General features: G+C 61.3%; 21 protein-coding genes. 11 read left to right on the plus strand and 10 right to left on the minus strand.

Annotated elements, in window-relative coordinates; all coding sequences use genetic code 11:
- Positions 1–15: 15 nt before the first annotated feature.
- Positions 16–1,203, plus strand: a complete 1,188-nt coding sequence (locus J3P82_RS16935) for a benzoate/H(+) symporter BenE family transporter (RefSeq protein WP_434557872.1) — start codon at positions 16–18, stop codon at positions 1,201–1,203.
- Between the two features lie 66 nt (positions 1,204–1,269).
- Here the strand turns inward: J3P82_RS16935 and J3P82_RS16940 are convergent, their stop codons facing one another.
- Positions 1,270–1,611 carry a YggL family protein gene (locus J3P82_RS16940; RefSeq protein ID WP_434557873.1) on the minus strand — a complete coding sequence of 114 codons (342 nt, stop codon included), beginning with the start codon at positions 1,609–1,611 and terminating at the stop codon, positions 1,270–1,272.
- 232 nt (positions 1,612–1,843) lie between these two features.
- Here J3P82_RS16940 and dacB point away from each other — a divergent pair, with 232 nt between their 5' ends.
- Entirely contained in the window at positions 1,844–3,310 is a 1,467-nt protein-coding gene (dacB, locus tag J3P82_RS16945; RefSeq protein WP_186636673.1) for a D-alanyl-D-alanine carboxypeptidase/D-alanyl-D-alanine endopeptidase, read from the plus strand.
- 68 nt (positions 3,311–3,378) lie between these two features.
- Here the strand turns inward: dacB and J3P82_RS16950 are convergent, their stop codons facing one another.
- Entirely contained in the window at positions 3,379–5,763 is a 2,385-nt protein-coding gene (locus J3P82_RS16950) for a sensor domain-containing diguanylate cyclase (RefSeq protein WP_434557874.1), read from the minus strand.
- A 143-nt stretch (positions 5,764–5,906) separates the two neighbouring features.
- Positions 5,907–8,177 (minus strand): bifunctional 23S rRNA (guanine(2069)-N(7))-methyltransferase RlmK/23S rRNA (guanine(2445)-N(2))-methyltransferase RlmL, encoded by a 2,271-nt coding sequence (rlmKL, locus tag J3P82_RS16955; protein WP_434557875.1) that lies wholly within the window; start codon positions 8,175–8,177, stop codon positions 5,907–5,909.
- A gap of 532 nt (positions 8,178–8,709) precedes the next feature.
- On the opposite strand from rlmKL, the gene rmf reads away from it, so the two are divergent.
- Positions 8,710–8,925 carry a ribosome modulation factor gene (gene rmf / locus J3P82_RS16960; RefSeq protein WP_003223300.1) on the plus strand — a complete coding sequence of 72 codons (216 nt, stop codon included), beginning with the start codon at positions 8,710–8,712 and terminating at the stop codon, positions 8,923–8,925.
- Between the two features lie 305 nt (positions 8,926–9,230).
- Here rmf and J3P82_RS16965 read toward each other — a convergent pair whose 3' ends face one another.
- Entirely contained in the window at positions 9,231–10,250 is a 1,020-nt protein-coding gene (locus J3P82_RS16965) for a quinone-dependent dihydroorotate dehydrogenase (RefSeq protein WP_434557876.1), read from the minus strand.
- Between the two features lie 234 nt (positions 10,251–10,484).
- On the opposite strand from J3P82_RS16965, the gene J3P82_RS16970 reads away from it, so the two are divergent.
- From J3P82_RS16970 to cobA, 8 genes are all read left to right on the plus strand, one after another.
- Positions 10,485–11,696, plus strand: coding sequence for a CmpA/NrtA family ABC transporter substrate-binding protein (locus tag J3P82_RS16970; protein ID WP_434557877.1), 1,212 nt, complete (start codon positions 10,485–10,487; stop codon positions 11,694–11,696).
- A gap of 14 nt (positions 11,697–11,710) precedes the next feature.
- Complete coding sequence (locus tag J3P82_RS16975; protein ID WP_047737436.1) at positions 11,711–12,286, plus strand: ANTAR domain-containing response regulator; 576 nt, start codon at positions 11,711–11,713, stop codon at positions 12,284–12,286.
- A 233-nt stretch (positions 12,287–12,519) separates the two neighbouring features.
- Complete coding sequence (locus J3P82_RS16980) at positions 12,520–13,731, plus strand: nitrate/nitrite transporter (protein WP_186609882.1); 1,212 nt, start codon at positions 12,520–12,522, stop codon at positions 13,729–13,731.
- A 9-nt stretch (positions 13,732–13,740) separates the two neighbouring features.
- Complete coding sequence (locus J3P82_RS16985; RefSeq protein WP_434557878.1) at positions 13,741–15,411, plus strand: protein kinase domain-containing protein; 1,671 nt, start codon at positions 13,741–13,743, stop codon at positions 15,409–15,411.
- A 424-nt stretch (positions 15,412–15,835) separates the two neighbouring features.
- Positions 15,836–18,289: a nitrite reductase large subunit NirB gene (gene nirB / locus J3P82_RS16990; protein ID WP_434557879.1), complete on the plus strand. Its 2,454-nt coding sequence runs from the start codon at positions 15,836–15,838 to the stop codon at positions 18,287–18,289.
- Positions 18,286–18,603 (plus strand): nitrite reductase small subunit NirD, encoded by a 318-nt coding sequence (nirD, locus tag J3P82_RS16995; protein ID WP_434557880.1) that lies wholly within the window; start codon positions 18,286–18,288, stop codon positions 18,601–18,603. Before nirB ends, nirD begins: the two co-directional genes overlap by 4 nt.
- A complete protein-coding gene (locus J3P82_RS17000; protein ID WP_434557881.1) occupies positions 18,603–21,320 on the plus strand; it encodes a nitrate reductase in 2,718 nt (905 codons plus the stop codon). Before nirD ends, J3P82_RS17000 begins: the two co-directional genes overlap by 1 nt.
- Positions 21,321–21,330: 10 nt before the next feature.
- The gene (gene cobA, locus J3P82_RS17005; RefSeq protein ID WP_434557882.1) at positions 21,331–22,086 is read left to right on the plus strand and encodes a uroporphyrinogen-III C-methyltransferase; all 756 of its coding nucleotides are present in this window, start codon (positions 21,331–21,333) and stop codon (positions 22,084–22,086) included.
- Between the two features lie 379 nt (positions 22,087–22,465).
- Here the strand turns inward: cobA and J3P82_RS17010 are convergent, their stop codons facing one another.
- The 6 genes from J3P82_RS17010 to rraA all read right to left on the minus strand — a co-directional run bounded on the left by J3P82_RS17010 (position 22,466) and on the right by rraA (position 26,938).
- Entirely contained in the window at positions 22,466–23,500 is a 1,035-nt protein-coding gene (locus J3P82_RS17010; protein ID WP_434557883.1) for an OmpA family protein, read from the minus strand.
- A 107-nt stretch (positions 23,501–23,607) separates the two neighbouring features.
- Positions 23,608–24,198, minus strand: coding sequence for an RNA polymerase sigma factor SigX (gene sigX / locus J3P82_RS17015; RefSeq protein WP_025212681.1), 591 nt, complete (start codon positions 24,196–24,198; stop codon positions 23,608–23,610).
- Positions 24,199–24,289: 91 nt separating this feature from the next.
- The gene (locus J3P82_RS17020; protein ID WP_045155488.1) at positions 24,290–25,114 is read right to left on the minus strand and encodes a mechanosensitive ion channel family protein; all 825 of its coding nucleotides are present in this window, start codon (positions 25,112–25,114) and stop codon (positions 24,290–24,292) included.
- A 2-nt stretch (positions 25,115–25,116) separates the two neighbouring features.
- On the minus strand, positions 25,117–25,362 hold the full coding sequence (locus J3P82_RS17025) for a hypothetical protein (RefSeq protein WP_014337331.1): 246 nt from the start codon (positions 25,360–25,362) through the stop codon (positions 25,117–25,119).
- A 63-nt stretch (positions 25,363–25,425) separates the two neighbouring features.
- A complete protein-coding gene (locus J3P82_RS17030; RefSeq protein ID WP_434557884.1) occupies positions 25,426–26,421 on the minus strand; it encodes a zinc transporter ZntB in 996 nt (331 codons plus the stop codon).
- A gap of 25 nt (positions 26,422–26,446) precedes the next feature.
- Positions 26,447–26,938, minus strand: a complete 492-nt coding sequence (rraA, locus tag J3P82_RS17035) for a ribonuclease E activity regulator RraA (RefSeq protein WP_434557885.1) — start codon at positions 26,936–26,938, stop codon at positions 26,447–26,449.
- Positions 26,939–26,967 lie beyond the last annotated feature (29 nt).

Genomic DNA, 26,967 nt, shown 5'->3' on the forward strand with positions numbered 1-26,967 from the left:
GGACCACCGCCCACCATGACCGAAGTCACGACCACGCCACTTCGTCCATTGGCCGATACGTCGCCCTCGGCCATCGTTGCCGGGTTCATCGCCATGATGACCGGCTATACCAGTTCCCTGGTGCTGATGTTCCAGGCCGGCCAGGCGGCAGGGCTGACCAACGGGCAGATTTCCTCGTGGATCTGGGCAATTTCCATCGGCATGGCGGTGTGCTCCATTGGACTGTCGCTGCGCTATCGCACGCCGATTACCATCGCCTGGTCGACGCCGGGCGCGGCACTGCTGATTACCAGTCTGGGCGGGGTGAGTTATGGCGAGGCCATCGGTGCCTATATCACCTGCGCGATCCTGGTGACGATCTGTGGCCTGACCGGCAGCTTCGAGCGCCTGGTCAAGCGCATTCCGGCCTCGCTGGCGGCGGCGTTGCTGGCCGGCATCCTGTTCAAGATCGGCAGCGAAATCTTCGTCGCCGCCCAGCATCGCACCGGCCTGGTGCTGGGCATGTTTTTCACCTACCTGATCGTCAAGCGCCTGTCTGCACGCTATGCGGTGCTCGCGGCGTTGCTGGTCGGCACTGCGCTGTCGGGTTTCCTGGGGCTGTTGGATTTCAGCAGCTTCGCCCTTGAAGTCGCCACGCCTGTCTGGACCACGCCGCAGTTTTCCCTGGCAGCGACCATCAGCATCGGCATTCCGCTGTTTGTGGTGGCGATGACCTCGCAGAACATGCCCGGCATCGCCGTGCTGCGCGCCGACGGCTACAACGTGCCAGCATCGCCATTGATCACCAGCACCGGCATCGCCTCGCTGCTGCTGGCACCGTTCGGTTCCCACGGGATCAACCTGGCGGCCATCAGCGCAGCGATTTGCACCGGGCCACATGCCCACGAAGATCGCGACAAGCGCTACACGGCGGCGGTCTGGTGCGGGGTTTTCTACGGGATCGCCGGGGTATTCGGCGCGACACTGGCGGCGCTGTTCGCCGCGCTACCCAAGGAACTGGTGCTTTCGATCGCGGCCTTGGCACTGTTCGGATCGATCATCAATGGCCTGAGCATCGCCATGAGCGAAGCGAAAGAGCGGGAGGCGGCGTTAATTACCTTCATGGTCACGGCGTCGGGGCTGACGCTGTTTTCCATCGGTTCGGCGTTCTGGGGGATTGTGGCGGGGGTGTTGACGCTGTTGGTGCTGAATTGGAGGAAATGAGCTTCAAGCTTCAAGCTTCAAGCACTGAGACTTGCGGCTTGAAGCTTGCAGCTTGCAGCTTGCAGCTTATTTCTGATTAATCGGCTTTTCCGGGTACCAGACGTCCATCAACGGGCTGACAGTAACTTCGGTCAGTTCGCTACGGCCCTTGAGCCAGGCTTCAACGGCTGCGCGCTGCTCTTCGGTCACCGAGCCACGCTTCTGCAGGCAAACCAGACCGTAGTCGTCGCCGCCGACGTAGCCCAGGCCGTTGGCTTCCATGGCCTCTTTCAGGAAAGCGTCGAGGAAAGCGTCAATAGCCTCATCGGCCAGATCTTCTTTGAAATCCAGGTTCAGTTCGAAACCCAGCTCTTGAAATTCATCCACGCACAGTTTTTTGCGCAGACGCTGGGAACGGTTAGTCGCCATTGAACAATCCTCATAAGTAATAACGGCCGGCACTTTACCAGTTTGGTGCGTCGTTTGCCCGACTCATCGGGCACGTCCGTCTACCGTCGGTAAAAAAATACCGCTTCGATGGGCTTGGGCACGGCACAAGCCGTTGCGCCTTGGGGCATAATGCCGACACTTTCATGACCGTTGAGGGCGTTCATTTCCATGTCCTCGTCTTTTTCCCCTCGCCTGTAGGGTTTTATTTCAAATGATCAAATCTTTGCGCCCACTGCTTCTGGCCAGTCTTCTTTTTCCTTTGGCCCTTCCCGTCAATACCCACGCTGCCACCATCAACACCGCCCTTTCGCCCAATGTGCAAAAGGCCCTCAAGAACAGCAAACTGCAAGACAACGCGCTGTCACTGGTGCTGGTGCCGCTCAACGGCCCGGGCACCCCGACGTTGTACAACGCCGATGTCTCGGTGAATCCGGCGTCCACCATGAAACTGGTGACGACTTACGCCGCCCTGGAGATGCTCGGCCCCAATCATCAATGGAAGACCGAGTTCTACACCGACGGCACCCTCAGCGGCGGGATCCTCAACGGCAACCTGTACCTCAAGGGCGGCGGCGATCCCAAGCTGAACATGGAAAAGCTTTGGCTGCTGATGCGCGACCTGCGGGCCAACGGCGTGCAGCAAATTACCGGCGACCTGGTGCTGGACCGCAGCTTTTTCATCCAACCGCAGTTGCCCGAGTTCAACGACGACGGCAATGACGAAAACAAACCCTTCCTGGTCAAGCCCGATTCGCTGCTGGTCAACCTCAAGGCGCTGCGCTTCGTCGCCCGCAACGACGGTGGCCGGGTGCTGGTCTCGGTCGAGCCGCCAATCGCCAGTATTCGTATCGAAAACGTGGTCAAGGCCGCCAATTCCAAACAATGCACCGGCGGCGTGCGCTACAACCCGGTGCCCCAGGCGGACGGCAGCATGACGGTGACCGTCAGCGGTCAACTCGGCGAGGGCTGCAGCTCCCAGACCTACCTCTCGTTGCTCGACCATGCCACCTACACCGCTGGCGCCGTGCGGGCGATCTGGAAAGAGTTGGGCGGCAGCATCCAAGGCAAGGACCGCCTGGCCGCGACCCCGAATAGCGCCAAGCTGCTGGCCCGGGCATTTTCGCCGGACCTGGCGGAGATCATCCGCGACATCAACAAATACAGTAACAACACCATGGCCCAGCAACTGTTCCTGAGCCTGGGCGCGCAGTATCGCAACGAGGCCGACGGTGACGACGCCAAGGCCGCGCAGCGGGTGGTGCGCCAGTGGCTGGCGAAGAAAGGCATCACCGCGCCGCACCTGGTGATGGAAAACGGCTCGGGCCTGTCCCGTGCCGAACGGGTCAGCGCCCGGGAAATGGCGGCGATGCTGCAAGCCGCCTGGCGCAGTCCGTATTCGGCGGAGTTCATCAGTTCGATGCCGATTGCCGGCACCGACGGCACCATGCGCAAACGCCTGAAGACCACCGCCATGGCCGGCGAAGCCCACGTCAAGACCGGCACGCTGAACACCGTCCGCGCCATCGCCGGCTACAGCCGCGACATCAACGGCAATACCTGGGCAGTGGTTGCGATCCTCAACGATCCGAAACCCTGGGGCGCTTCATCGGTTTTGGACCAGGTGCTGCTGGACCTGTACCGCCAGCCGAAACTGCCGCAGACGGCTTCGGTGCTCTGATCGCATAAAATCAAGCTGGGAGTGGGCTTGCTCACTCCCACCGTAATCGACTTTATCCAGGCTAATGGCTACCCCAGCTGCGCCTCGACTCGATCCCGTCCAGCCTGCTTCGCCGCGTACACTCCGGAGTCGGCCCGCAACAGCAGCGCATCGGCGCCTTCGCCGGCGCGCCAGCTGGCAATGCCGAAACTGGCGGTGACCACCCCCACGCCGTCGATCGGCGCCCCGCGAAGGCCGTCCCATAATCCCAGCGCCAGGGTGTAGGCGTCTTCGGCGTCCGTGTCGGGGCACAGCACCACGAACTCTTCCCCACCCAAGCGACAGAACACATCGGTGCGGCGCAGTCGCTGGATGATTCGCTGGCAGACCGCTTGCAGCACCCGATCGCCCACCGCATGGCCATACTGATCATTGACGCGCTTGAAGTGGTCGATGTCGAGCATGATGACCGTGAGTTCTCCGGAACCGCGCTCAACCCGGACCATCTCCGAGGTCAGGCGCTCCTGGAAATAACGCCGGTTGCGAATACCGGTCAAGGCATCGGTGACGGACAGCGCCCGCAGCTCTTCCTCCACGCGCTTGAGGTCGGAAATATCCGAAACATAGCCGTGCCACAACACCCCGCCGCCGGGCAACTGTTCGGGTGTTGCCTCGCCGCGCACCCAGCGCAAGCCGCGCTGTGGCAGTAGCACCCGGTACTCTTCACGCCAAGGGCTCAGGGTATCGGCCGAAATGCGGATAGAAGCGCGCACCCGTGCGCTGTCCAACGAATGGATTCGCGAGAAAATCGCTTCGGCGTTTCGCACCAACACGTCAGGTTCCAGTTCATAGATGTCGCGAATGCCATCGCTGGCGTAGATCACGCTGAATCCGCCGTTGAAATCCATTTTGAATTGGTAGATGCCGCCGGGAACGTGGGCGCTGAGCTTCTTCAGCAAGATATCCCGCGCGGCCAATGCCTCATGGACACGCTTGCGTTCGGTGACGTCGATGCAGATCGCCAGGTGCCCGACCCAAAGCCCTTGGTCGTCGAGCACTGGCGTGGCCAGCATGTTGACCGTCAAGTGGCTGCCGTCGCGGCGCACCAGAGTCCATTCCCGCGCCTGTTGGCCGCCCTGCTCGCCGCCCTCGAGCAGCATCGCATGGCACGTGGGGATCGGTTTGCCGAAGCGGGCCGCCAACTGTGCGGACCGCTCCTGCAATTCGCGGGGAACGTGGAGGCCTTCCAGGGTCATGCTTTGCAAAACGTCGCAGCCCTGGTAACCGAGCATCTGCTCGGCGCCTGCGTTGAATGTGGTGATAATGCCCCGCAGGTCGGTGGCGATGATCGCGACTTGGGTCGCGGCATCGAGCACGCCCTTCAATTGGCCGTGAGTGCCACGTAGTTCCGATTCCCGGGCATGCAGTTCCCGGGTGCGCTGGTCCACCAACGCCAGGGCCCGCTGCCGCTGGCTGACCAACGTGTAGAGCAAGGCGCTGAGCATTAGGCTGAGCAGTCCGCCCAGCACCGTCAGGCTCACCACGCTGGAGTGATTGCTCGACAGGAACAGACGACTGGGGCGCAGCTCTACGTGAAAGTCATGGTCGCCGAGGCGCAACGGCCGTGCTGCCGACAAATCGCTTTTGCCCGGACGGTTCGAGGTTTCGAACAGAACTTCTGGAGGATCGCCGTGGGCGGCGTCAAGCACCCGCATCGACAGGTTGTCATCGTCAGCCTCCGGCAGGCCATCGGCGACCAACTGGCGCATGCTGATGGCCGCCACCACGTAACCGAACGGCTCGCTGGCCGATGGGCCAAGGACAGGCGCTGCCAACATGACACCCCGGGAAAAGGCCGGATCGACGCCTATCAGGTCGATAGGCTCGGAAACCACCAGGGCGTTACGCTGGCGGGCCCGTTCGAGCGTGACGCGGCGCAGAGGATGCGACAGCAAATCCAAGCCTAGCGGCGCGCCATAGGATGGCTGGCTCTGGACGTACAGCACCGGCACGTATTCGTCCCGTTCGGCGGACTCGCGCAGGATCCCGGCCTCGTCCCGTTCACGAACGGTAAAGGTGCTCGACACTTCGGCCCGCGCTCGTTGTTCAAACGCTTGGCGCTCCTCCCGCGCCACCCGAGGCGCCCAGGCGAAGGCCCGGGTGCGCCGCAGCAAAGCTTCGGTGTAGCCGTGGAACTCAGTGCTGGAAACCCCGGCGGAGTTGGCGAAGAAGCGCCTCAGACTGTCGAGGCGTTGTTCCTGATCCTGGAAACGTTCTTCGAGGCGGCTATAGCGCTCCTCGACCAACAGTTCAAAGCGCTGGCGCAACTGGCGATTGAACTGGCTCAGCGTGTCCCAGGCCAGCAAGCCGGTCAGCAGTGAGCCCGCCATCAGGACCACCGCAGCCACGAGCCATGCTGAAACATCTTCGTTGATAAAACCCAGGATCCTGGGACGCACTTGATGTAATGCCATACACATAACTCAGAAAGGACCGGCCTTGTGTACAGCCCCGGCCACACTCTCAGTTATAGCTATTTGCCACTACTTTAGCCAGCCCCAAAATCGACCCAAGAGCCTTGAATTTCAAGGCCTGCATGGATCCAATCAGCCGAACATCAGCGCGCCATGATCTTCCATGCGCGGTGAATCTTGCTGTTGCGGGCAAAATCCGGATCGATGGTCTTGGCGGTAATTTCCTCAACCGCGTAACGCTCGCCCAGATTGTCCTCGAGCTGGAACTTGCGGAAGTTGTTGGAGAAATACAGCACGCCGCCCGGCGCCAGGCGCGCCATGGCGAGGTCCAGCAACTGGACGTGGTCGCGCTGCACGTCAAACACACCTTCCATGCGCTTGGAGTTGGAGAAGGTCGGCGGGTCGATGAAGATCAGGTCGTACTCGTCGCGACTGGCTTCCAGCCAAGCCATGACATCGCCCTGTTCCAGGCGATTCTTGTCCGAGAAGCCATTGAGCGACAGGTTGCGTCGCGCCCAGTCCAGGTAGGTTTTCGACAAGTCGACGCTGGTGGTGCTGCGAGCACCGCCCTTGGCGGCGTGGACACTGGCGGTCGCGGTGTAGCAGAACAAGTTGAGGAAGCGCTTGCCGGCCGCCTCTTTCTGGATCCGTAGGCGCATCGACCGATGATCGAGAAACAGCCCGGTGTCCAGGTAGTCGGTGAGGTTGACCAACAGCTTCACGCCGCCTTCGTTGACCTCGGTGAATTTGCCCTGGGCACTCTGGCGCTCGTACTGCTTGGTGCCGCTCTGACGCTCGCGGCGCTTGATAACGACGCGGTTCTTGTCGACATTCAAGGCTTGGGGAATGGCCGCCAAGGCATCGAACAATCGGGCCGAGGCCTTTTCCGGATCGATGGACTTCGGCGCGACGTATTCCTGGACGTGCACCCAGTCGTGGTACAGATCGATCGCCATGGAGTATTCCGGCATGTCGGCATCATAGACCCGGTAGCAATCCACACCTTCACGCTTGGCCCATTTGCTCAGCAACTTGAGATTTTTCTGCAGGCGATTGGCGAACATCTGCCCGCCTTCGCTCAACCGCGCCTGCTCGACCACAGGGGCCGGCGCCGGAGCCGGTTTGATCGGGTTGCCGTTTTTGTTGTACTGGCGTTCTTGCGGCACTTCGGGGGCTTGATCGTAGACGGCCTGCTCGCGCTCGGCCTGGCGTTGCTCCGGGGTGCGACGCTCGCCGGTGACGAACTGATCCGGCAACACCTTGATCAGCAGCAATTTGCACGGCAAGGCGCCGTTCCAGAACGAATACTGTTTGTGGCTGCGAATGCCCATGCGCTTGCCCAGGTCGGGGGCGCCAGTGAACACTGCCGCTTCCCAGTTCAGACAGGCCTGGCGCAGGCGCTCGCCGAGGTTCTGGTAGAGATAAAGCAGGCTGGCTTCGTCGCCCAGGCGCTCGCCGTACGGCGGGTTGCAGATAACCAGGCCCTTCTGGTTCTGGTCCGGACGCGGTTCAAAGGTGGCGACTTCGCCCTGATAGATCTTGATCCACTCGCTCAGGCCTGCGCGCTCGACGTTGTTGCGGCCCGGCTGGATCAACCGTGGGTCGGCTTCGTAGCCGCGAATCCACAGCGGCGGCTTGGCAAGCCCGGCAGCAGCGCGTTCGGTGGCCTCTTCATGAAGCTTCTTCCACAGCGCCGGCACGTGGCCGAGCCAAGCACTAAACCCCCACTGCTGGCGACGCAAGTTCGGCGCCATGTCGGCGGCGATCATGCCGGCTTCCACCAGGAACGTGCCGACACCGCACATCGGGTCGGCCAGCGCCCCGCCCTCGGCGGCAATGCGCGGCCAACCGGCGCGAATCAGGATCGCGGCGGCGAGGTTTTCCTTCAGCGGCGCGGCACCTTGCTGCAAGCGATAACCACGCTGGTGCAGGCTGTGGCCGGAAAGGTCGAGGGAGAGGATCGCTTCGCCACGGTCCAGGCGCAGGTGGATGCGCAGGTCCGGGTTGAGCTTGTCGATGGACGGACGCTCGCCCGATGGTGTGCGCAGCTTGTCGACGATGGCGTCCTTGACCTTCAAGGCGCCGAAGTGAGTGTTGTCGATGCCCGAGCCGTGTCCGCTGAACTCTACCGCCAGGGTGCCGTCGGCCAGCATATGATCTTGCCAATCGACGTCCAGCACGCCGTGGTACAGGTCTTCGGCGTCTTTCATCGGGAAGCGCTTGAGGACCAGCAACACGCGGTTGGCCAGGCGCGACCACAGGCACAGGCGATAGGCCGTTTCCATGTCGGCCATGCCGCGCACGGCCGAGGTGTGCTCGCGCGCCTCTTCAAGGCCAAGCCCGACGGCTTCCTCGATCAGCAGGCCTTCGAGGCCCTTGGGGCAGGTGAGGAAGAGTTCGAAACGGTCGGACATGGGGATTTCCAGAGCCTTTGGCTAAGTGGGCCGGGCAACGCATTGCCGGGCCGGGTTCAATCAGGTGCTTTTCTCAAGAGCACCCGCGTGGCACGAACGTGTGCCGTTCCGCCCCCGCCGCTCAGGTTTAAAAAGCTTAGATGCGAAGGCAAATAAAAAATTCTGTGCAGCAAATTGTGAAAACGCGTCCCTTTCGTCGAATAGTACCTGAGTGCAACAGGGGGACATTCTCATTCAAACGCGGGGACCGCCCTTCGGCGCAGGGCTGATCATACAGGGGTCTTGCGCAAAAGCGGGCGCTGAACATCATGTTACTTATCGCACTAGCATCTTTACTGTTACGTGCTTATGACAAAAAGATCATTCCATCCGTGTGACGCTTTGGTTAGAACTCACCACAGGTTGGCGTCGCAACGGCGCCGACACCTTGGCTCGTCACGCCGGCAACGAGCCACCAACGGCAGAATGATTCTGCCCCGACCTCGATTGAGGTCGACGCTAAGCAACAGTCAACAAGTGAGGGCAACACCCTATGAGAAGACTTAAGCGTGATCCGTTGGAAAGAGCATTTTTACGCGGTTACCAATATGGCGTTGGTGGTAAATCCCGTGAGCTTTGCCCCTTTACTCTACCGTCAGTACGTCAAGCCTGGATCAATGGCTGGCGAGAAGGACGCGGCGACAACTGGGACGGTATGACCGGCACTGCGGGTATCCACAGACTCAACGAACTTCACGCCGTCGGCTGACACAGGGCTCAATACTCAAGAACTCGACAATTTGAAACCCATATCGATTTAACCACGCACGTCCCATCCGGGCGGCGGGCTACGGCCCAAGGGGCTCCTTCGAGGAGCCCTTTTTAATGGACATGCCAAAGACAACATCATCCTGTGGCGAGGGAGCTTGCTCCCGCTGGGCTGCGCAGCAGCCCCAAAACCATGACACGCGGTGATTCAGACATATCGCCTCCATCAGGCTTCAGGACTGCTTCGCAGTCCAGCGGGAGCAAGCTCCCTCGCCACAATGGATCTGCGCAGAACTAACCTTCGGATCAACCCAACGCCGCAATCGCATCCACCGACTCACGAATCAACGCCGGCCCTTTGTAGATAAAGCCCGAATAGATCTGCACCAAGCTCGCCCCGGCGGTGATCTTCTCGGCGGCATGCCGGCCTTCGGTGATCCCGCCCGCCGCGATAATCGGCAAGCGTCCCGCCAGCTCACCCGCCAGTACTTTCACGGTGTGGGTGCTCTTGTCACGCACCGGCGCGCCAGACAAGCCGCCCGACTCGTCACCGTGTTCCAGCCCTTCGACGCCTTCGCGAGCCAGCGTGGTGTTGGTGGCGATCACCGCGTCCATGCCGGTCTCGATCAAGGCCTGGGCCACTTGGACGGTTTCCTCGTCAGTCATGTCCGGCGCGATCTTGATCGCCAGTGGCACATGCCGACCTTGGGTCAACGCCAGTTCCGCGCGACGCCGGGCCAGGTCGGCCAACAGTTGCTTGAGGGAATCGCCGAATTGCAGGCTGCGCAGCCCCGGTGTGTTGGGCGAGCTGACATTGACGGTCACATAGCTGGCGTGGGCGTAGACCTTTTCCAGGCAGATCAGGTAATCGTCCACGGCGCGTTCCACCGGGGTATCGAAATTCTTGCCGATGTTGATGCCCAGCACGCCCTGGTATTTGGCAGCGGCAACGCGGGCCAGCAGATGATCGACGCCGAGGTTGTTGAACCCCATGCGATTGATGATCGCCTCGGCCTGGGGCAGACGGAACAGCCGTGGCTTCGGATTGCCCGGCTGCGGCCGCGGGGTCACGGTGCCGATTTCAACGAAGCCGAAACCCAGTTGCGCAAAGCCGTCGATGGCCGCGCCATTCTTGTCCAGGCCCGCCGCCAATCCGACCGGATTGGGGAATTCCAGGCCCATGACCGTCACCGGCAATTTTGCCGGGGCTTTGCACAGCAGCCCATTGAGGCCCAGGCGTCCGCCCGCGCCGATCAAGTCCAGGGACAAGTCATGGGAGGTTTCCGGGGAGAGTTTGAACAGCAGTTCACGGGCCAGGGTGTACATGGGCGGCTTTGACTCGGGCGACGAAATGAGGCGGCGATTATAGCCGGGCAACGGCGACGCAAGCGAGGCGTGCGCACAATCCGGCAGCACTGGCATATGCCTTGCACCCTTTTGGTCATCAGCGCCCCATGCCAACACCGGAATGAGTGGCGCACTGTTTCAAAGGACAGCGGCGGCGTCGTTCGGCCTTCTTGGCCAGGACACGGCGCTTATTGGATGTGGAAGGTGATACCGATGAATGAAATTCCAGCCGCCCCCCTGGCCTGGGTCAATGGCAGCGACGCCCCGGAAAAGAGCGCGGTCAACCTCGGCTTCATGGCCCTGAGTGACTGCGCACCGCTGGTCGTGGCCGCCACCCAGGGTTTCGCCCAACCCTACGGCCTGACGCTGAATCTCAAGCGCCAGGCGTCCTGGGCCAACCTGCGGGACAAGCTGGTCAGCGGCGAAATCGATGCCGCCCACAGCCTTTACGGCCTGATCTACGCCGTGCACCTGGGCATCGGCGGCGTCGCCCCAACGGAGATGGCCGTGCTGATGGGTCTCAACCAGAATGGCCAGAGCATCAACCTCTCCCATGGCCTCCAGGCCCAGGGCGTGACCAGTCCTGAGGCACTGGAACTGCACGTGCACCAAACTCGCCCGAAACTGACCTTCGCCCAGACCTTCCCCACCGGCACCCATGCCATGTGGCTCTACTATTGGCTCGCCGCCCAGGGCATTCATCCACTGTCGGATGTCGACAGCGTGGTCGTACCGCCTCCGCAGATGATCGCGCACCTGCAAGCCGGACGCATCGACGGGTTCTGCGTCGGCGAGCCCTGGTGCGCCAGCGCCGTGAAGCAGAACCTCGGCTTCACGTTGGCGACCACCCAGACCATCTGGCCCGATCATCCGGAAAAAGTCCTCGGCTGCACCCGTGCGTTCGTCGAGCAATACCCCAATACCGCCCGTGCCCTGGTGATGGCGATCCTCGAAGCCAGCCGTTTCATCGAACAAAGCACTGAAAACCGCCGCAGCACCGCGCAGTTGTTGAGCGCCCCCGCATACCTCGACGCGCCACTGGACTGCATCGAGCCGCGCCTGCTGGGCATCTATGCCGACGGCCTGGGCAACAGCTGGCAGGATCCCCATGCGATGCGTTTCCATGGCGGCGGCGAGGTGAACCTGCCGTACCTGTCCGACGGCATGTGGTTCATGACCCAGTTCCGTCGCTGGGGCCTGTTGCGCGAAGACCCGGACTACCTGGCCGTGGCCCGGCAAGTCCAGCAGCTCGGGTTGTATCGGGAAGCCGCCGAGGCGCTGGGGGTTTCATCGCCGCGCCAGGACATGCGCAGCAGTCAACTGATCGACGGCACCACCTGGGACGGTTCCGACCCGGCCGGGTATGCCCGCAGCTTCAAACTGCACGCCTTGAGCGATGCGGCTCCCCTTCTCGCCAGCCGCTGACAGGAGCCACGACCATGCTGCGTATCCTGCTGATCAACGACACTGCGAAAAAAGTCGGCCGCCTCAAGGCTGCCTTGATTGAAGCCGGGTTCGAAGTGATCGACGAATCCGGGTTGACCATCGACCTGCCCGCGCGCGTCGAAACAGTGCGTCCGGACGTCATCCTGATCGATACCGAGTCACCCGGCCGCGATGTGATGGAGCAAGTGGTGCTGGTCAGCCGCGACCAACCGCGACCGATCGTCATGTTTACCGATGAGCACGACCCGGACGTGATGCGCCAGGCGATCAAGTCGGGCGTCAGCGCCTACATCGTCGAAGGCATCCATGCCGCGCGCCTGCAACCGATCCTCGACGTCGCCATGGCCCGTTTCGAAAGCGACCAGGCCCTGCGCGCCCAGCTCCTGGCCCGGGACCAGCAACTGGCCGAACGCAAACGCATCGAACTGGCCAAGGGCATGCTGATGAAAATGAAGGACTGCAACGAGGAGCAGGCCTACACCCTGATGCGCCGCCAAGCCATGAGCCGCCAACAGAAACTCATCCAGGTAGCGGAGCAAATCATTGCAATGAACGAGTTGCTGGGCTGAAGGTGATGTAGCACCTGCCCTGTTGGCACAGATCTCGCTTAAGCAACTCCATAGGTAACCAACGGCGGTTGCCCCACCTACGACAAAGACGTCGCACATCCTCTTCGCCTCCGGGTGCTCAGGGTTGCGGCGTTTTTTTGTTTTGGTCCTTCGGGACCGGTGGTGCGACCACAGGCGGCGCACTGCTCAAAGCACTGACTCATTTCTCGAGACTTTTACAGCTGAGGTGCGCGATGAATTCAAGCTTCTGGAAATCCGGCCACACCCCGACATTGTTCGCGGCCTTCCTCTATTTCGACCTGAGCTTCATGGTCTGGTACCTGCTCGGTCCACTGGCGGTACAGATCTCCGCCGACCTGCACCTGACCACTCAACAGCGCGGCCTGATGGTCGCAACGCCGATCCTGGCCGGGGCCGTGCTGCGCCTGTTCATGGGCCTGCTTGCCGACCGGATTTCACCCAAGACCGCCGGCATGGTCGGCCAAGTGATCGTGATCGGTGCGCTGTTCTGCGCCTGGAAACTGGGCATCCACAGCTACGAACAAGCGTTGCTGCTGGGCCTGTTCCTGGGTGTCGCTGGCGCTTCATTCGCCGTTGCCCTGCCACTGGCGTCCCAGTGGTATCCGCCGCAGCATCAAGGCAAGGCCATGGGCATCGCCGGTGCGGGTAATTCAGGCACCGTGCTCGCCGCGTTGATCGCACCGGTCATGGCCGTGGCCTTCGGCTGGACCAACGTCTTCGGCTTCGCGGTGATCCCACTGGTGATCACCCTGGTGCTCTTTGCCTGGCTGGCCAAGAACGCTCCGGAGCGGCCGAAAGCCAAATCCATGGCCGACTACCTCAAGGCCCTGGGCGACCGCGACAGCTGGTGGTTCATGTTCTTCTACAGCGTGACCTTTGGCGGGTTCATCGGCCTGGCCAGCGCCCTGCCCGGCTACTTCAACGACCAATATGGCCTGAGCCCGGTCACCGCCGGCTACTACACCGCGGCCTGCGTGTTCGGTGGCAGCCTGATGCGTCCATTGGGCGGCGCGCTGGCGGACCGTTTCGGCGGCATCCGCACCTTGCTCGGCATGTACACCGTCGCGGCTGTCTGCATTGCCGCCGTCGGCTTCAACCTGCCGAGCTCCTATGCGGCGCTGGCACTGTTCGTCTGCACCATGCTCGGCTTGGGTGCGGGCAACGGCGCAGTGTTCCAACTGGTGCCACAACGCTTCCGCCGCGAGATCGGCGTGATGACCGGCCTGATCGGTATGGCCGGCGGCATCGGCGGCTTCGCCCTGGCGGCGGGCATGGGCGCGATCAAGCAAAGCACCGGCAGCTATCAACTGGCGCTGTGGTTGTTCGCCAGCCTCGGAGTGCTGGCCTGGTTCGGCCTGTATGGCGTGAAACGTCGCTGGAGAACCACTTGGGGTTCGGCAGCTGTCACCGCCGCTCGGGTATAACCGGTCACCATGAGCCTGCAACTGAGTTTTGCCGAAGCCAGCGCTATCGGCCCGCGGGAGGAAAACCAGGACGCCCTGCGCCTGGTCACCCCGGCCCCGGCCCTGGCCGCCAGCAAAGGTTACCTGTTCGCCATCGCCGACGGTGTGAGCCAATGCGCCGACGGCGGTTTGGCCGCCCGTTCGACCTTGCAGGCGCTGGCCCTGGACTACTATTCCACCCCGCAAACCTGGGGCGTGGCCCAAGCGCTCGACCGGCTGCTGCTGGCGCAAAATCGCTGGCTGCAGGCCAACGGTGGCGGGCAACCGCTGCTCACCACTGTCAGCGCCCTGGTCCTGCGGGGCCGACGCTTCACCCTCGCCCATGTCGGTGATTGCCGGGTCTATCGCTGGCATGCCGATCATTTGCAACGGGTCAGCGAAGACCATGTCTGGGAACAGCAGGGCATGCAACATGTGCTCAAGCGTGCCCTGGGCTTGGATCAGCATCTGATCCTGGACTTCCTCGACGGTGAATTGCGCACCGACGAAACCTTCGTGCTGCTTAGCGATGGCGTCTGGGCGGTGCTGGGGGACACGGCCATCGCCGGCATCCTGCGCGACCAACCGGACCTCGACCTCGCCGCGCAGACGCTGGTCAACGCCGCGCACTTGGCCGGGAGCCAGGACAATGCCAGCGCCTTGCTGGTACGCGTCGATGCCTTGGGCGAAGCCAGCATCGGCGATGCACTGATCCAGTTGCAGCAATGGCCCCTGCCGCCTGCGTTGAAACCGGGGCAGGTGTTCGAGGGTTGGCAGATCGAAGGCCTGCTCGGCCAGAGCCAGCAATCGTTGCTCTATCGGGTCCACGACGGCCAGGGCCAACCTTGGCTGCTGAAGACCCTGCCCGTGCAGCTACGGGACGATAGCCGGGCCGGTCAGGCGTTGCTCTCGGAGGAGTGGTTTCTCAAGCGCGTCGCCGGGCGGCAGTTTCCCGAAGTCCATGGCGTTCCCCAGCGTCAGCATTTGTACTACGTGATGCGCGAATATTCGGGCGAGACCTTGGCCGAGCTGCTCAACCAGGGCGGGCCGTTACCGCTGGCCCAATGGTTGGACCTGGCGCAACGGCTGGTGCGGGCGGTCGGCCTGCTGCATCGACGGCAGATCTATCACCGCGACATCAAGCCGGAAAACCTGCACCTGGGCGACGACGGGGAATTGCGCCTGCTGGATTTCGGCCTGGCATACTGCCCGGGCCTGTCCGAAGACCAGGCCAACGTTTTGCCCGGCACGCCCAGCTACATCGCTCCGGAGGCGTTCGGCGGCACATTGCCTACGGCGCAGCAGGATTTGTACGCCGTCGGCGTGACGCTGTATTACCTGCTGACCGGGCATTATCCCTACGGCGAAATCGAAGCCTTCCAACGTCCGCGCTTTGGCGTGCCGGTGAGTGCCCATCGTTATCGGCCCGACCTGCCGGAGTGGCTTGGGCTAAGCCTGGATCGCGCGGTGGCGGCGGATCCGGCCCAGCGCTTTGAAACGGCCGAAGAATGGTTATTGCTGCTGGAACAAGGCGAGCGCCGCAGCTTGAGCGTAAGGCCCCGGCCCTTGCTAGAGCGTGAACCGCTGAAGGTCTGGCGGACGTTGGCGCTGGGATCGTTGTTGGTGAATGTGGTGCTGTTGTTCTTGGTATTTCACTCATGACCCGTGGCGAGGGAGCTTGCTCCCGCTGGGCTGCGAAGCAGTCCCAAAAAACAGGCAACCGCTGCGCGCTTGAGCGGGAGCAAGCTCCCTCGCCACAAAAGCCTTCTCGCCAGCCCTGCCACGCTCCATTACCGGGCAACACGCTTTGATTCGGTGCAATAAACGCCCCTTCATCTCACCCACCCCCGCCCTCAGCCGGTAAATTCGCGGCCCCGAGCCACTTGGCACAACCACTGCATAACCTCTCTCACCATACATAAAGCAACGCCTCCAACGATGAAGGCGGTGCTTCCCGAGAGAACGGGACCAGGACAAAGGCGTCCTCGCTAGGCCACTAGCGAGACGCCTTTTTTTGTTTTCGTAAAAATGTCGAGCCAGTCCGATCGCCGTGATGAAACTGGACCTGAGCTTGCGGAGAACCCTGATGAAAAAACTCAAACTGGTAATGATCGGCAACGGCATGGCCGGGGTTCGCACCCTCGAGGAACTGCTCAAGCTGAGCAACGAGCTCTACGACATCACGGTATTCGGTGCCGAGCCTCACACTAATTACAACCGCATCCTGCTGTCGCCGGTGCTGGCCGGGGAGCAAACGTTCGAAGACATCGTGCTCAACGACCTGAGCTGGTACTTGGAAAACAACATCAAGTTGCTGCTCAACCGCAAAGTCGTGGAGATCGACCGCATCAAGCGCCGGGTCATCGCCCAAGACGGTAGCGAAGCCGAATACGACCGCCTGCTGATCGCCACCGGCTCCACGCCGTTCATCCTGCCAATCCCGGGCAACACCTTGGACGGCGTGATTGGCTACCGCGACATCGCCGACACCCAAGCGATGATCGACACCGCCAAGACCCACAAGCACGCCGTGGTTATCGGCGGTGGCCTGTTGGGCCTGGAGGCTGCCAATGGCCTGAAACTGCGCGGCATGGACGTGACCGTGGTGCACATCGGCGAGTGGCTGCTGGAGCGCCAACTGGACAAGACCAGTGGCCAACTGTTGCAAACCGCCCTGGAAAACCGCGGGCTCAAGTTCCGCCTGTGTGAACAGACCCAGGCCTTGCACGACGCCGGCCATGGCCGGGTCGGCTCGGTACAGTTCAAGAACGGCGACATCATCCCTGCCGACCTGGTAGTGATGGCCGCTGGTATCCGCCCCAACACCGAACTGGCGGAAAAATCCGGCATCCCGTGCAACCGAGGGATCCTGGTCAACGACACGATGCAAACCTACGATCCGCGCATCTACGCCATCGGTGAATGCGCCAGCCACCGTGGGACGGCTTATGGCTTGGTGGCCCCGCTGTTCGAACAGGCCAAGGTCTGCGCCAACCACCTCGCGCAACTGGGCTTCGCCACTTACAAGGGTTCGGTCACCTCGACCAAGTTGAAAGTCACCGGCATCGACCTGTTCTCCGCCGGCGACTTCATGGGCGGCGAAGGCACCGAGACCATCACCCTCTCCGACCCCATCGGCGGCGTCTACAAAAAACTGGTGATCAAGGATGACGTGCTGGTCGGTGCCTGCCTGTACGGCGATACCGCGGACGGTGGTTGGTATTTCCGCCAGATCCGTGAGAACCATGGCATCAGTGAGATCCGCGATCACCTGATGTTTGGGGAAAACGCACTGGGTGATGTAGGACATCAAGGCCAGGACAAAGCCATGAGCATGGCCGACACCGCCGAAGTCTGCGGCTGCAACGGCGTGTGCAAGGGCACCATCGTCAAGGCGATCCAGGAACACGGGCTGTTCAGCGTCGATGACGTGAAAAAACACACCAAGGCCGCCAGCTCCTGCGGCTCCTGCGCCGGCCTGGTGGAGCAGATCCTGATCAATACCGTGGGCGGTGCGGCGGACGTCAAGCCGAAAAGTGAAAAAGCCATCTGCGGCTGCAGCGACCTCAACCACGGCCAGATTCGCCAGGCGATCCGAGACCAGCACCTGCTGACCATCGCCGGAACCATGAGCTACCTGAACTGGCGCACTCCCAACGGTTGCGCCACGTGCCGTCCGGCCTTGAACTATTACCTGATCTCCACCTGGCCCGGCGAAGCCCAGGACGATCCGCAGTCGCGCCTGATCAACGAGCGAGCCCACGCCAACATCCAGAAAGACGGCACCTACTCCGTTGTCCCACGGATGTGGGGCGGCGTCACCAATCCCTCGGAACTGCGGCGTATCGCCGACGTTGCCGACAAATACAACGTGCCGATGGTCAAGGTCACCGGCGGGCAACGAATCGATCTGCTAGGCATCAAGAAGCAGGACTTGCCCGGCGTGTGGAAAGACCTCGACATGCCCTCCGGCCACGCCTACGGCAAGTCCATCCGCACCGTGAAGACCTGCGTCGGCAGCGAGTTCTGCCGCTTCGGCACGCAGAACTCCACCCAGCTTGGCATCGAGCTCGAGCACGACCTGTTCAACATGTGGTCGCCGCACAAGGTGAAGTTGGCTGTCTCCGGTTGCCCACGCAACTGCTCGGAAGCCGGCATCAAGGACGTGGGAATTATCGGCGTCGATTCGGGCTGGGAGATGTACATCGGCGGCAACGGCGGGATCAAGACCGAGGTCGCCGAGTTCTTCGTCAAGCTCAAGACCGCCGAAGAAGTCCGTGAATACAACGGTGCTTTCCTGCAGCTGTACCGCGAGGAAGCCTTCTACCTCGAACGCACCGTGCATTACATGCAACGGGTCGGCATGGAACACATCAAGAAAGCCGTGCTGGAAGATCCGGAGCGGCGCAAGGCCCTTCATGAACGCCTGAAGTTTTCCTTGTCGCTGGAACAAGACCCGTGGAAGCAACGCCTGGAACAACCTCAGTTGAAAAAAGAGTTCGAAGTCATCCCCGTGAAGACCTTGGAGGTGCCGGCATGAACTGGCTGGATATCTGCGCGCTGGAAGAAATCAATACCCTCGGTTCGCGCATCATCAATGGCCCGAAAGGCGACATCGCGATTTTCCGCACCAGCGACGACGAAGTGTTCGCCCTTGATGACCGTTGCCCGCACAAGGGTGGCCCGTTGTCCCAAGGATTGGTCTATGGCAAGCGCGTGGCCTGCCCGTTGCACAACTGGCAGATCGACCTGGAGAGCGGCCAGGCCCAGGCCCCTGACGTGGGCTGCGCCCATCATCATTCGGCGCGGGTCGAGAACGGCCGCGTGCAGTTGGCCCTGCGGGACGCAAGCTGATGAACCGCCAGACCACTGCCTCGACCTGCTGTTATTGCGGGGTCGGTTGCGGCGTCCTGATCGAGCATGACGGCGAGCGCATCCTCGGCGTCAGCGGCGATCCCGCCCATCCGGCCAACTTCGGCAAACTGTGCAGCAAGGGCTCGACCCTGCACCTGACTGGCGACCTCGCCGCGCGCGCCTTGTATCCCGAGCTACGCCTCGGTAAAAGCCTGGCACGGGCACGCACCGACTGGAACAGCGCCCTGGATCACGCCGCCAGCGTCTTCGCCGACACGATCGCCGAGCACGGCCCGGACAGCGTGGCGTTCTACATCTCCGGCCAATTGCTGACCGAGGATTACTACGCCTTCAACAAACTTGCCCGGGCATTGGTGGGCACCAACAACATCGACAGCAATTCGCGGCTGTGCATGTCCTCCGCCGTGGTGGGCTACAAGCGCAGCCTCGGTGCCGACGCCCCACCCTGCAGCTACGAAGACCTGGAACTGAGCGACTGCGTGATGATCGTTGGCAGTAACATGGCCTACGCCCATCCCATCCTGTTTCGTCGTCTCGAAGAGGCAAAATCCCGCCGGCCGCAGATGAAAATCATCGTCATCGATCCCCGGCGCACCGACACCTGTGATCTGGCGGACCTGCACCTGGCGATTCTGCCGGGCACCGACGTGGCCTTGTTCCATGGGATTTTGCACCTGCTGCTGTGGGAAGACTGGGTCGACCGCAGTTTCATCAAGGCCCACACCGAAGGCCTGGCGGACCTGAAGAATATGGTACGCGACTACACGCCGACCATGGTTGCTCAACTGTGCGGCATCAGCGTCGAGCACCTGCACCAATGCGCCGAATGGGTCGGCACTTCGCCGAGTTTCCTGTCGTTGTGGTGCATGGGCTTGAACCAGTCCACCGCTGGTAGCGCAAAAAACAGCGCGCTGATCAATCTGCACCTGGCCACCGGCCAAATTGGCCGGCCGGGTGCGGGACCCTTCTCGTTGACTGGCCAGCCTAACGCAATGGGCGGCAGGGAAACCGGCAGCCTGTCCAACCTGCTGCCGGGTCATCGCGAAGCCGGCAATCCTGAGCATCGCGCCGAGGTCGCCAGATATTGGGACGTGGAACAACTGCCCAGCACTCCGGGGCTGAGCGCCATCGAGCTTTTCGAACAGGTGCGCAGCGGCAAGATCAAGGCCCTATGGATCGCCTGCACCAACCCGGCCCAGTCGATGCCGGACCAGACCGCCGTGCGCGAAGCCCTGCAAACCTGTCCGTTTGTAGTGTTGCAGGAAGCCTTCCGAACCACCGAGACCGCCGCGTTTGCCGACCTGTTGCTGCCGGCGGCCAGTTGGGGCGAGAAAGAAGGTTCGGTCACCAATTCCGAACGACGCATGTCCCACGTTCGCCGGGCAATAAACGCACCGGGCGAAGCACGACCGGACTGGGCCATCACCGTAGATTTCGCACAACGACTGGAGAAGCGTCTGCGCCCAGGCTCACCCAGCCTGTTCGCTTTCGATGCTCCGGCCCAACTGTTCGACGAATACAAACAACTGACCCGCGGCCGCGACCTGGACCTGTCCGGCATCAGCCACGCGCTGATCGATAAACTCGGCCCCCAGCAATGGCCTTTCCCCGAAGGCGCCACGGTTGGAACGGCGCGTTTGTACGTGGACGGGATTTTTCCTACCGACAGTGGCCGTGCCCGGTTTGTGGCCGAACCCTATCGCGCCGCCAAGGAGCTACGTGACGCACGCTACCCGCTGACCCTGAACACCGGTCGTCTGCGGGACCAATGGCACGGCATGAGCCGCACCGGCACCGCTGCGCAATTGTTTGGTCATGTGAACGAAGCCGTGCTCAGCCTGCATCCGGACGAACTGAATCGCCATCGCCTGCAAGCCGGCGATCTGGTCAGCCTGAAAAGCCGTCGCGGCAGCGTGATCGTGGCGGTGGACAGTGACGAGAGTGTTCGCCCTGGCCAAGCCTTCCTGCCCATGCATTGGGGCGACAGGTTTCTCAAGGGCGGCGTGAATACCCTGACTCAACCGGCTTTCGACCCGTTGTCGAAACAGCCGGAACTCAAGCACAGCGGTGTGCGCCTGGAACCGGTGAACCTGCCTTGGCAGCTTTTCGCCTTGGTCGAGGGCGACGTTCAACGACATTTGGAGACGCTGCGTCCGCTGTGTGAGGCGTTTGCCTACGTCAGCCTGAGCCTGACCGGACGTGAGCGTCCCGCGCTGCTGATACGCGCTGCCAGCACCGCCGCACCCGATCCGCAACTGCTACAGGCGATTGACGAACAGCTGGGGCTGATCGATGGGCCAGTGCTGGCCTATGACGATCCGCGTCGCTCCATTGGCAAACGGGTGCGGATCGAAAATGGTCGTATCACTGCCATTCGCCTGGCCGGCGAAACCCTGGCCCGGCACTGGCTGCAGAACCTGTGGCTGGAAGGCCGTGCCGATGAGCAACTGCGCCGTTGGTTATTGGCACCGCTGAGCGCGCCGCCAGGGAACATCGGCGCTGCCGTGGGCGGTGGCAAGACGCTGTGCAATTGCATGAACGTCAGCCAACGCGCCATCTGCGCCGGCATCGAGCGTGGCTTGGACTTGCAGGGGCTGAAAAAGGAACTGGGTTGCGGCACGCAATGCGGTTCCTGCGTACCTGAAATCAAGCGTCTGCTGGTTGCCACCGCGCAACCGGTGGCCGCTATCTCGTGAGGAAGACACTATGAACGCAAAAGTCTGGCTGGTGGGCGCAGGTCCTGGCGACCCTGAATTGCTGACCCTCAAAGCCGTGCGCGCCTTGGGCGAAGCCGACGTGGTGCTGATCGACGATTTGGTCAACGACGCGGTGCTGGAACATTGCCCAGGGGCACGCATCATTGCCGTGGGCAAGCGCGGCGGCTGCCGTTCCACGCCGCAAGCCTTCATCCATCGGTTGATGCTGCGTTATGCCCGCCAGGGCAAATGCGTGGTGCGTCTCAAGGGCGGCGATCCGTGCATCTTCGGTCGCGGCGGTGAAGAGGCGCAGTGGTTGCGCGAGCATGGCGTCGAAGTGGAATTGGTCAACGGCATCACCGCCGGTCTTGCCGGGGCAACCCAATGCGCTATCCCGCTGACCTTACGCGGTGTTGCGCGCGGCGTGACGCTGGTCACCGCCCATACCCAGGATGGCAGCAGCCTGAACTGGCAAGCCTTGGCCCAAGGTGGGACCACCTTGGTGGTGTACATGGGCGTGGCGAAACTGAGCGAGATCCGCGAGCAGTTGCTGGCCGGTGGCTTGGCGGCGGACACGCCCGTGGCCATGATCGAAAATGCCTCCTTGCCCCACCAGCGCGACTGCCGCAGCGACCTGGCTTCGATGGAAGCCGATGCCAGCGCCTTCCAGCTCAAGAGCCCGGCCATCCTGGTGATTGGTGCGGTGGCGCGCGCTGCCGAACTGGCCGCCTCGCAGCCGGCCTTCGCGCAGGCTTCAGCCCTCTGACAGACAATCCCTACCCAATGTGGGAGCGAGCTTGCTCGCGATGGCAATGTATCAGCAACCTGAAGGGTGACTGACACACCGCAATCGCGAGCGGGCTTCCCACAATGGGATTGAAGTACAACCGCCAGAGACAGGTCGGCTGTTAGGCCGCCTCGCTTTTGATTTTGATCTGGGGCGCCCCGTTAAGTAGCCGTTACCGCAGCAATGGATATGTACCCAGTCAACAAACCCCCGGCCGACTGTCAGGCCGCCATCACAAGCAAGCTCGCTCCCACAGATCTCCCACAGGCCTCGTGTTTCCCCAGCCCCCCTGATTTTCATAAATCCCAGGCAAAGAAAAACCCGGCCTAGGCCGGGTTTTTCCAAAGCTGTGGGCTAATTACTTAGCTTGGGCTTCAACCTGCGCTTCTACGCGACGGTTAACTGCACGACCAGCGTCAGTAGCGTTATCGGCAACTGGGCGGGATTCGCCGTAGCCAACAGACTGAACGCGGGACGATTCAACACCGTACTGGTTGGTCAGAACTTGCTTAACGGCGTTTGCACGACGCTCAGACAGCTTCTGGTTGTAAGCGTCAGGACCGACGGAGTCAGTGTGACCTTCAACAGTGGTGCTGGTGGATGGGTACTGCTTCATGAAATCAGCCAGGTTCTTGATGTCGCCGTAGCTGTTTTCTTTAACGACCGACTTGTCGAAGTCGAACTTGACGTCCAGCTCAACACGTACGACTTCAGCAACAGCTGGGCAGCCATCAGCGTCAACGGTTACGTTGGCTGGGGTGTCAGGGCACTTGTCGACGTTGTCGCACACGCCATCGTTGTCGCTGTCGGAGCAGACTTCAGCTGGCGCTGGAACTGGAGCAGCAGCAGGCTTGGAGCCGCCACCGAAGTTCACACCGATACCGACGCTTGGCGCCCACTCGGTGTCGCCCTGGTCGATGTTGTACTGAGCTTCAACGCCGGCACGGGCGTAGAAGTTGTCAGTGAAATACAGCTTGGCGCCGCCACCAACGTTAGCGAAGGTAGAACGGTTACGACCGTTGCTGCCATTCTGGTCGATGCTCTGATCCGAGAAACCGGCAGAAACATAAGGACGCAGCATGTCGCCTGGGTTGTTGAAGTGGTACAGAGCGTCCAGAGCGGTGTTGGCGCCCTTGACGTTAGTGCCGTCTTCGGTACGTGCGTTGTGCACTTCGTCGTAGGCCAGACGCAGTTCAACGTCGTCGGTCAGGAAGTAACCGACCGAACCGCCGAACAGGTTGCCGTTGTTCTTGAAATCACGAGCGCTGTCGAACATTTCTTTCTTGGCGAAGCCTTCGATTTCAACTGCGCCTTGGCCTTGTGCCAGAGCGCCGAACGAAGTGGCAGCAATCAAAGAACCAATGGCAAAGCCCAAGGTGTTTTTCAGTTTCATCCGTTAAATCCCCATCTGGTGATTGTGAAGCAGTCCCGCAAACCGGGGGACAACTCGGCGGCAAGTCTATCAGAACTTGCCTACACGTAAGAGATATTTGCGCCGAACTAAGTTTCAGCAATGCCCGCAAATTTCTCACGTAGCTTATCGAGCGCGCGCTTGTAGCGCATTTTTGTCGCACTCAAACCCATATGCATTATGTCTGCGATCTCCTGGAATTCCAGTTCTGCGACAAATCGTAGCACCAGAATCTCCCGATCGATCGGGTTCACATAAACCAGCCAGCGATCGAGCCCACCCTTTTCCTCGGGTTTGGGCGCCTTTTCTTCGGACGCTTCCTCGAGAGGGTCAAGGCTCAATGCGTCCATCAAGCGACGCTTTCGCCGCTCCTTGCGATACTGCGTGATGCATTCGTTGTAAGTGATGCTGTACAGCCAAGTCTTGAACTTCGATTTCCCCTCGAAGTTCTTCAGGCCGTACAGCACCTTCAACATCACCTCCTGACAGACATCGTCAGCGTCGCGATCGTTCCCAAGATACCGTGCACAAACGTTAAATAATGTGCGCTGGTAGCGGCGCATCAACTCTTCGTAGGCCCGCGTAACGTGAAACAGCTCCGTATGCGCGCGCGCGACCAACTCCTCATCAGAGAGATCACGGGGGTCGTAGCGCGTGGATAGCGATTGGGGTTTGTTCAAAACAAGTCGGGCCGACAGTCTAGGTCAATGTGCGCCGCACCCTGCGGTGGCAGGCATTTCGCGGCGGCATACATTAGCAGGGTTTGCCGGGTTAGCGGCTACTCACATGCTGTTCCAGCAGGATCCGATTGGAAAGCGACACCAGCTCGCCCTCTTCAGTCAGCAATGTGGTTTTCACCGTGCCGATCTCTTCGATCTGCCCTTCGACCTCGCCAACACGCACTTGTTGTCCAACCTCATACAGCTCACGCACATAGATTCCCGCAAGAATCTGACCGGCGATTTCCCGGCTTCCCAAGCCCATTGCCAGCGCAACCGCCAGACCAACGGTAATCAAGACAATCACGATCACATGGTTGAGCAGGTCAGTCTTGACCTCCAACTGGCTGATCGCGACCGAAATACTGATGATAATGACAAGCCCTTGGGCGATTCGCCCAAGACCCGAAGCGTAGTCCAGTCCAACGCCCTCTGCTGCGCCGCGTACCAGCCCGTTGGCCAGTTGCGCCAACAGGACGCCCACCAGCAACACCAAGGCCGCGCCGAACACCTTCGGCAAATACAGCGCAAGCATGTCGAGCGTAGCTGAAACGCGCTCCAGGCCCAGGGATTCAGCCGCTGACACGAGGAATATAAGCAGCACGAACCAATAGACGATCTTGCCCACCAGAGTCGAGATCGGCACCTGGATGCCGCCGCGGGACAGCAGCTTGGTCAGGCCGGTGCCGCCCATCAGGCGGTCGAGGCCCAATTTGGCGAGCAGCTTGGAAAGCAGCGTGTCCAGCAGCTTGGCCACGACAAACCCCAGCAACAGCACCACCAGGGCGCCAAAAAGGTTGGGGATAAAATTAGCTATCTTGGTCCACAACGCAGTCATTGCCGTGACGAGGCTCTGGGTCCAGAGATCAAGTTCCATATTCAATCAGCCTTATCAGCGGTGCGAGTAACAGGTTTGCGACGGGAAACCGGCGAGACATGGGCCGACCCGTTGTTCAACGCGATCATCAGCGCGGGCAACCAACGGCCCAGCAGGCTGAACAGATCGCCGGCGCCGACCTGGCGGTTGGCGGTTTTCAGTACACGCCCCAGGCATGCATCGTCGTCCCGGCTGGACGGCGAGGCCTTGAGCATGTCGCGCAGAGACTGTTCGAACGGATCGTGCATACGCACCTCTCGTGATGTCTGTGGAAGACGCGATCAGATTTCGCCGGGTCACATGAAAGCCCATCACACCCAACGCAAACGGCGGAACAACCACCATTGCCCCAAGGCCACGCACGCCATCAGCAGGCAGGCGACCAGGAATCCATAAGGGCTTTCGGACAAGGGAATGCCACCGACATTGATACCCAGCAGGCCGGTGAGAAAACTCATCGGCAGGAAGATTCCGGTAATGATGCCGAAGCGGTACATGGTGCGGTTCATGCGCACCGAAAGACGCCGGTCCTCGGCCTCCAGCACAAGCCCCACGCGCTCTCGGGTCAATTCCAGCTCTTCGAGGTAGCGCGTCAGGCTGTTATTCAATTCATTCCAGTAGTCGCCATCGTCCTCGACGAACCAGGGCAACTTGATCCGCGACATCTGGCCGAAGATGTCCCGCTGTGGCGCCAGGAATCGCTTCAGTCCGGCGGCCCTGCGACGGATGTGCAAAATGGCGTCGTGTTCGGGTGTATACCGTTCGTCGGTATCGAGTTTTTCTTCCTCGCTGTCGACGATTTCAGACAGGCACGTCACCAGGTCCTGCACTTTATTGGTCAGGTATTGCGCCATATAAAGGATGAGTTCCGACGCGGTCTTCGGTCCCTTGCCTTCAACCAGCTCCGCCAGCAGCTCATCGGTGGCGCGCAAGGGACGCAACCGCAGGGAGATCACACGCTGGGCCGAGGCGAAGATGCGCACCGACACCATGTCTTCCGGTTCGGCCCCTGGATTGAGGTTGATCCCGCGAAGAAACAGCAGCAATTCGGCGTTGGGCAGGGGCAACAAGCGTGGCCGGGTGTTCTCTTCCAGCAACAGGTCGCAGTTGAATTCACTCAAGCCGCTGGATTTGCGCAACCACGTATGGGTTTGCGGATGACTGCGATCCCAGTGCAGCCACAGGCTTTCATGGGCCTGCAACTGCAAATCGTCAAGTTCGGTCCGGGCTATCGAACGCGCGCCGCCTTTACCATCCAGCACCAGGGCATGAACCAGCCCCCATTGCGCGTTTTCTTCCTCGAACATCCTCATCCCTTATGGCTGTAGCGCTTCATTCAGGCATTTTCAGCGGGCTCGGCGAAACAATCACGCCGTTGTTGTCCGCATAGACATACTCGCCCGGACGAAAGGTCACGCCGGCGAAGGTCACGGCAACATTGAGATCGCCGATGCCGCGCTTGTCGGTTTTCATCGGATGACTGGCCAGCGCCTGGACGCCGAGGTCGGTCTGGGCAATGACGTCGACGTCGCGGATGCAGCCGTAGATCACCAGCCCTTCCCAGCCATTCTTCGCCGCCTTCTCGGCCAGCATGTCACCCAGCAGGGCCCGGCGCAGCGACCCGCCGCCGTCGACAACCAGCACTTTGCCCTTGCCCTCGAGTTCAACCTGCTCCTTGACCAGCGAGTTGTCCTCGAAGCACTTGATGGTCACGATTTCACCACCAAAGGAGTCGCGGCCACCGAAATTGCTGAACATCGGTTCCAACACCTGCACCAGGTCCGGGTAGGTATCGCACAGGTCGGGCGTGAGGTAATGGTTCATCGGGCAGCTCCTGCAAGGGTTGGACGTCT

This window comes from Pseudomonas sp. Z4-20 (assembly GCF_051131955.1).
Taxonomy (GTDB): Bacteria; Pseudomonadota; Gammaproteobacteria; order Pseudomonadales; family Pseudomonadaceae; genus Aquipseudomonas; species Aquipseudomonas marvdashtae.

Excerpts from the sequence above, each read along its gene's own strand:
- nirD (WP_434557880.1), top strand. The coding sequence starts at position 18,286 with ATGAACTGGCTGGATATCTGCGCGCTGGAAGAAATCAATACCCTCGGT.
- J3P82_RS16935 (WP_434557872.1), top strand. The coding sequence starts at position 16 with ATGACCGAAGTCACGACCACGCCACTTCGTCCATTGGCCGATACGTCG.
- rraA (WP_434557885.1), bottom strand. The coding sequence starts at position 26,938 with ATGAACCATTACCTCACGCCCGACCTGTGCGATACCTACCCGGACCTG.
- rlmKL (WP_434557875.1), bottom strand. The coding sequence starts at position 8,177 with ATGTCCGACCGTTTCGAACTCTTCCTCACCTGCCCCAAGGGCCTCGAA.
- J3P82_RS16965 (WP_434557876.1), bottom strand. The coding sequence starts at position 10,250 with ATGTACACCCTGGCCCGTGAACTGCTGTTCAAACTCTCCCCGGAAACC.
- dacB (WP_186636673.1), top strand. The coding sequence starts at position 1,844 with ATGATCAAATCTTTGCGCCCACTGCTTCTGGCCAGTCTTCTTTTTCCT.
- J3P82_RS17000 (WP_434557881.1), top strand. The coding sequence starts at position 18,603 with ATGAACCGCCAGACCACTGCCTCGACCTGCTGTTATTGCGGGGTCGGT.
- J3P82_RS16985 (WP_434557878.1), top strand. The coding sequence starts at position 13,741 with ATGAGCCTGCAACTGAGTTTTGCCGAAGCCAGCGCTATCGGCCCGCGG.
- J3P82_RS17030 (WP_434557884.1), bottom strand. The coding sequence starts at position 26,421 with ATGTTCGAGGAAGAAAACGCGCAATGGGGGCTGGTTCATGCCCTGGTG.
- cobA (WP_434557882.1), top strand. The coding sequence starts at position 21,331 with ATGAACGCAAAAGTCTGGCTGGTGGGCGCAGGTCCTGGCGACCCTGAA.
- J3P82_RS17020 (WP_045155488.1), bottom strand. The coding sequence starts at position 25,114 with ATGGAACTTGATCTCTGGACCCAGAGCCTCGTCACGGCAATGACTGCG.
- J3P82_RS16950 (WP_434557874.1), bottom strand. The coding sequence starts at position 5,763 with ATGGCATTACATCAAGTGCGTCCCAGGATCCTGGGTTTTATCAACGAA.
- rmf (WP_003223300.1), top strand. The coding sequence starts at position 8,710 with ATGAGAAGACTTAAGCGTGATCCGTTGGAAAGAGCATTTTTACGCGGT.
- J3P82_RS16940 (WP_434557873.1), bottom strand. The coding sequence starts at position 1,611 with ATGGCGACTAACCGTTCCCAGCGTCTGCGCAAAAAACTGTGCGTGGAT.
- J3P82_RS17025 (WP_014337331.1), bottom strand. The coding sequence starts at position 25,362 with ATGCACGATCCGTTCGAACAGTCTCTGCGCGACATGCTCAAGGCCTCG.
- J3P82_RS16970 (WP_434557877.1), top strand. The coding sequence starts at position 10,485 with ATGAATGAAATTCCAGCCGCCCCCCTGGCCTGGGTCAATGGCAGCGAC.
- nirB (WP_434557879.1), top strand. The coding sequence starts at position 15,836 with ATGAAAAAACTCAAACTGGTAATGATCGGCAACGGCATGGCCGGGGTT.
- J3P82_RS16980 (WP_186609882.1), top strand. The coding sequence starts at position 12,520 with ATGAATTCAAGCTTCTGGAAATCCGGCCACACCCCGACATTGTTCGCG.
- J3P82_RS16975 (WP_047737436.1), top strand. The coding sequence starts at position 11,711 with ATGCTGCGTATCCTGCTGATCAACGACACTGCGAAAAAAGTCGGCCGC.
- J3P82_RS17010 (WP_434557883.1), bottom strand. The coding sequence starts at position 23,500 with ATGAAACTGAAAAACACCTTGGGCTTTGCCATTGGTTCTTTGATTGCT.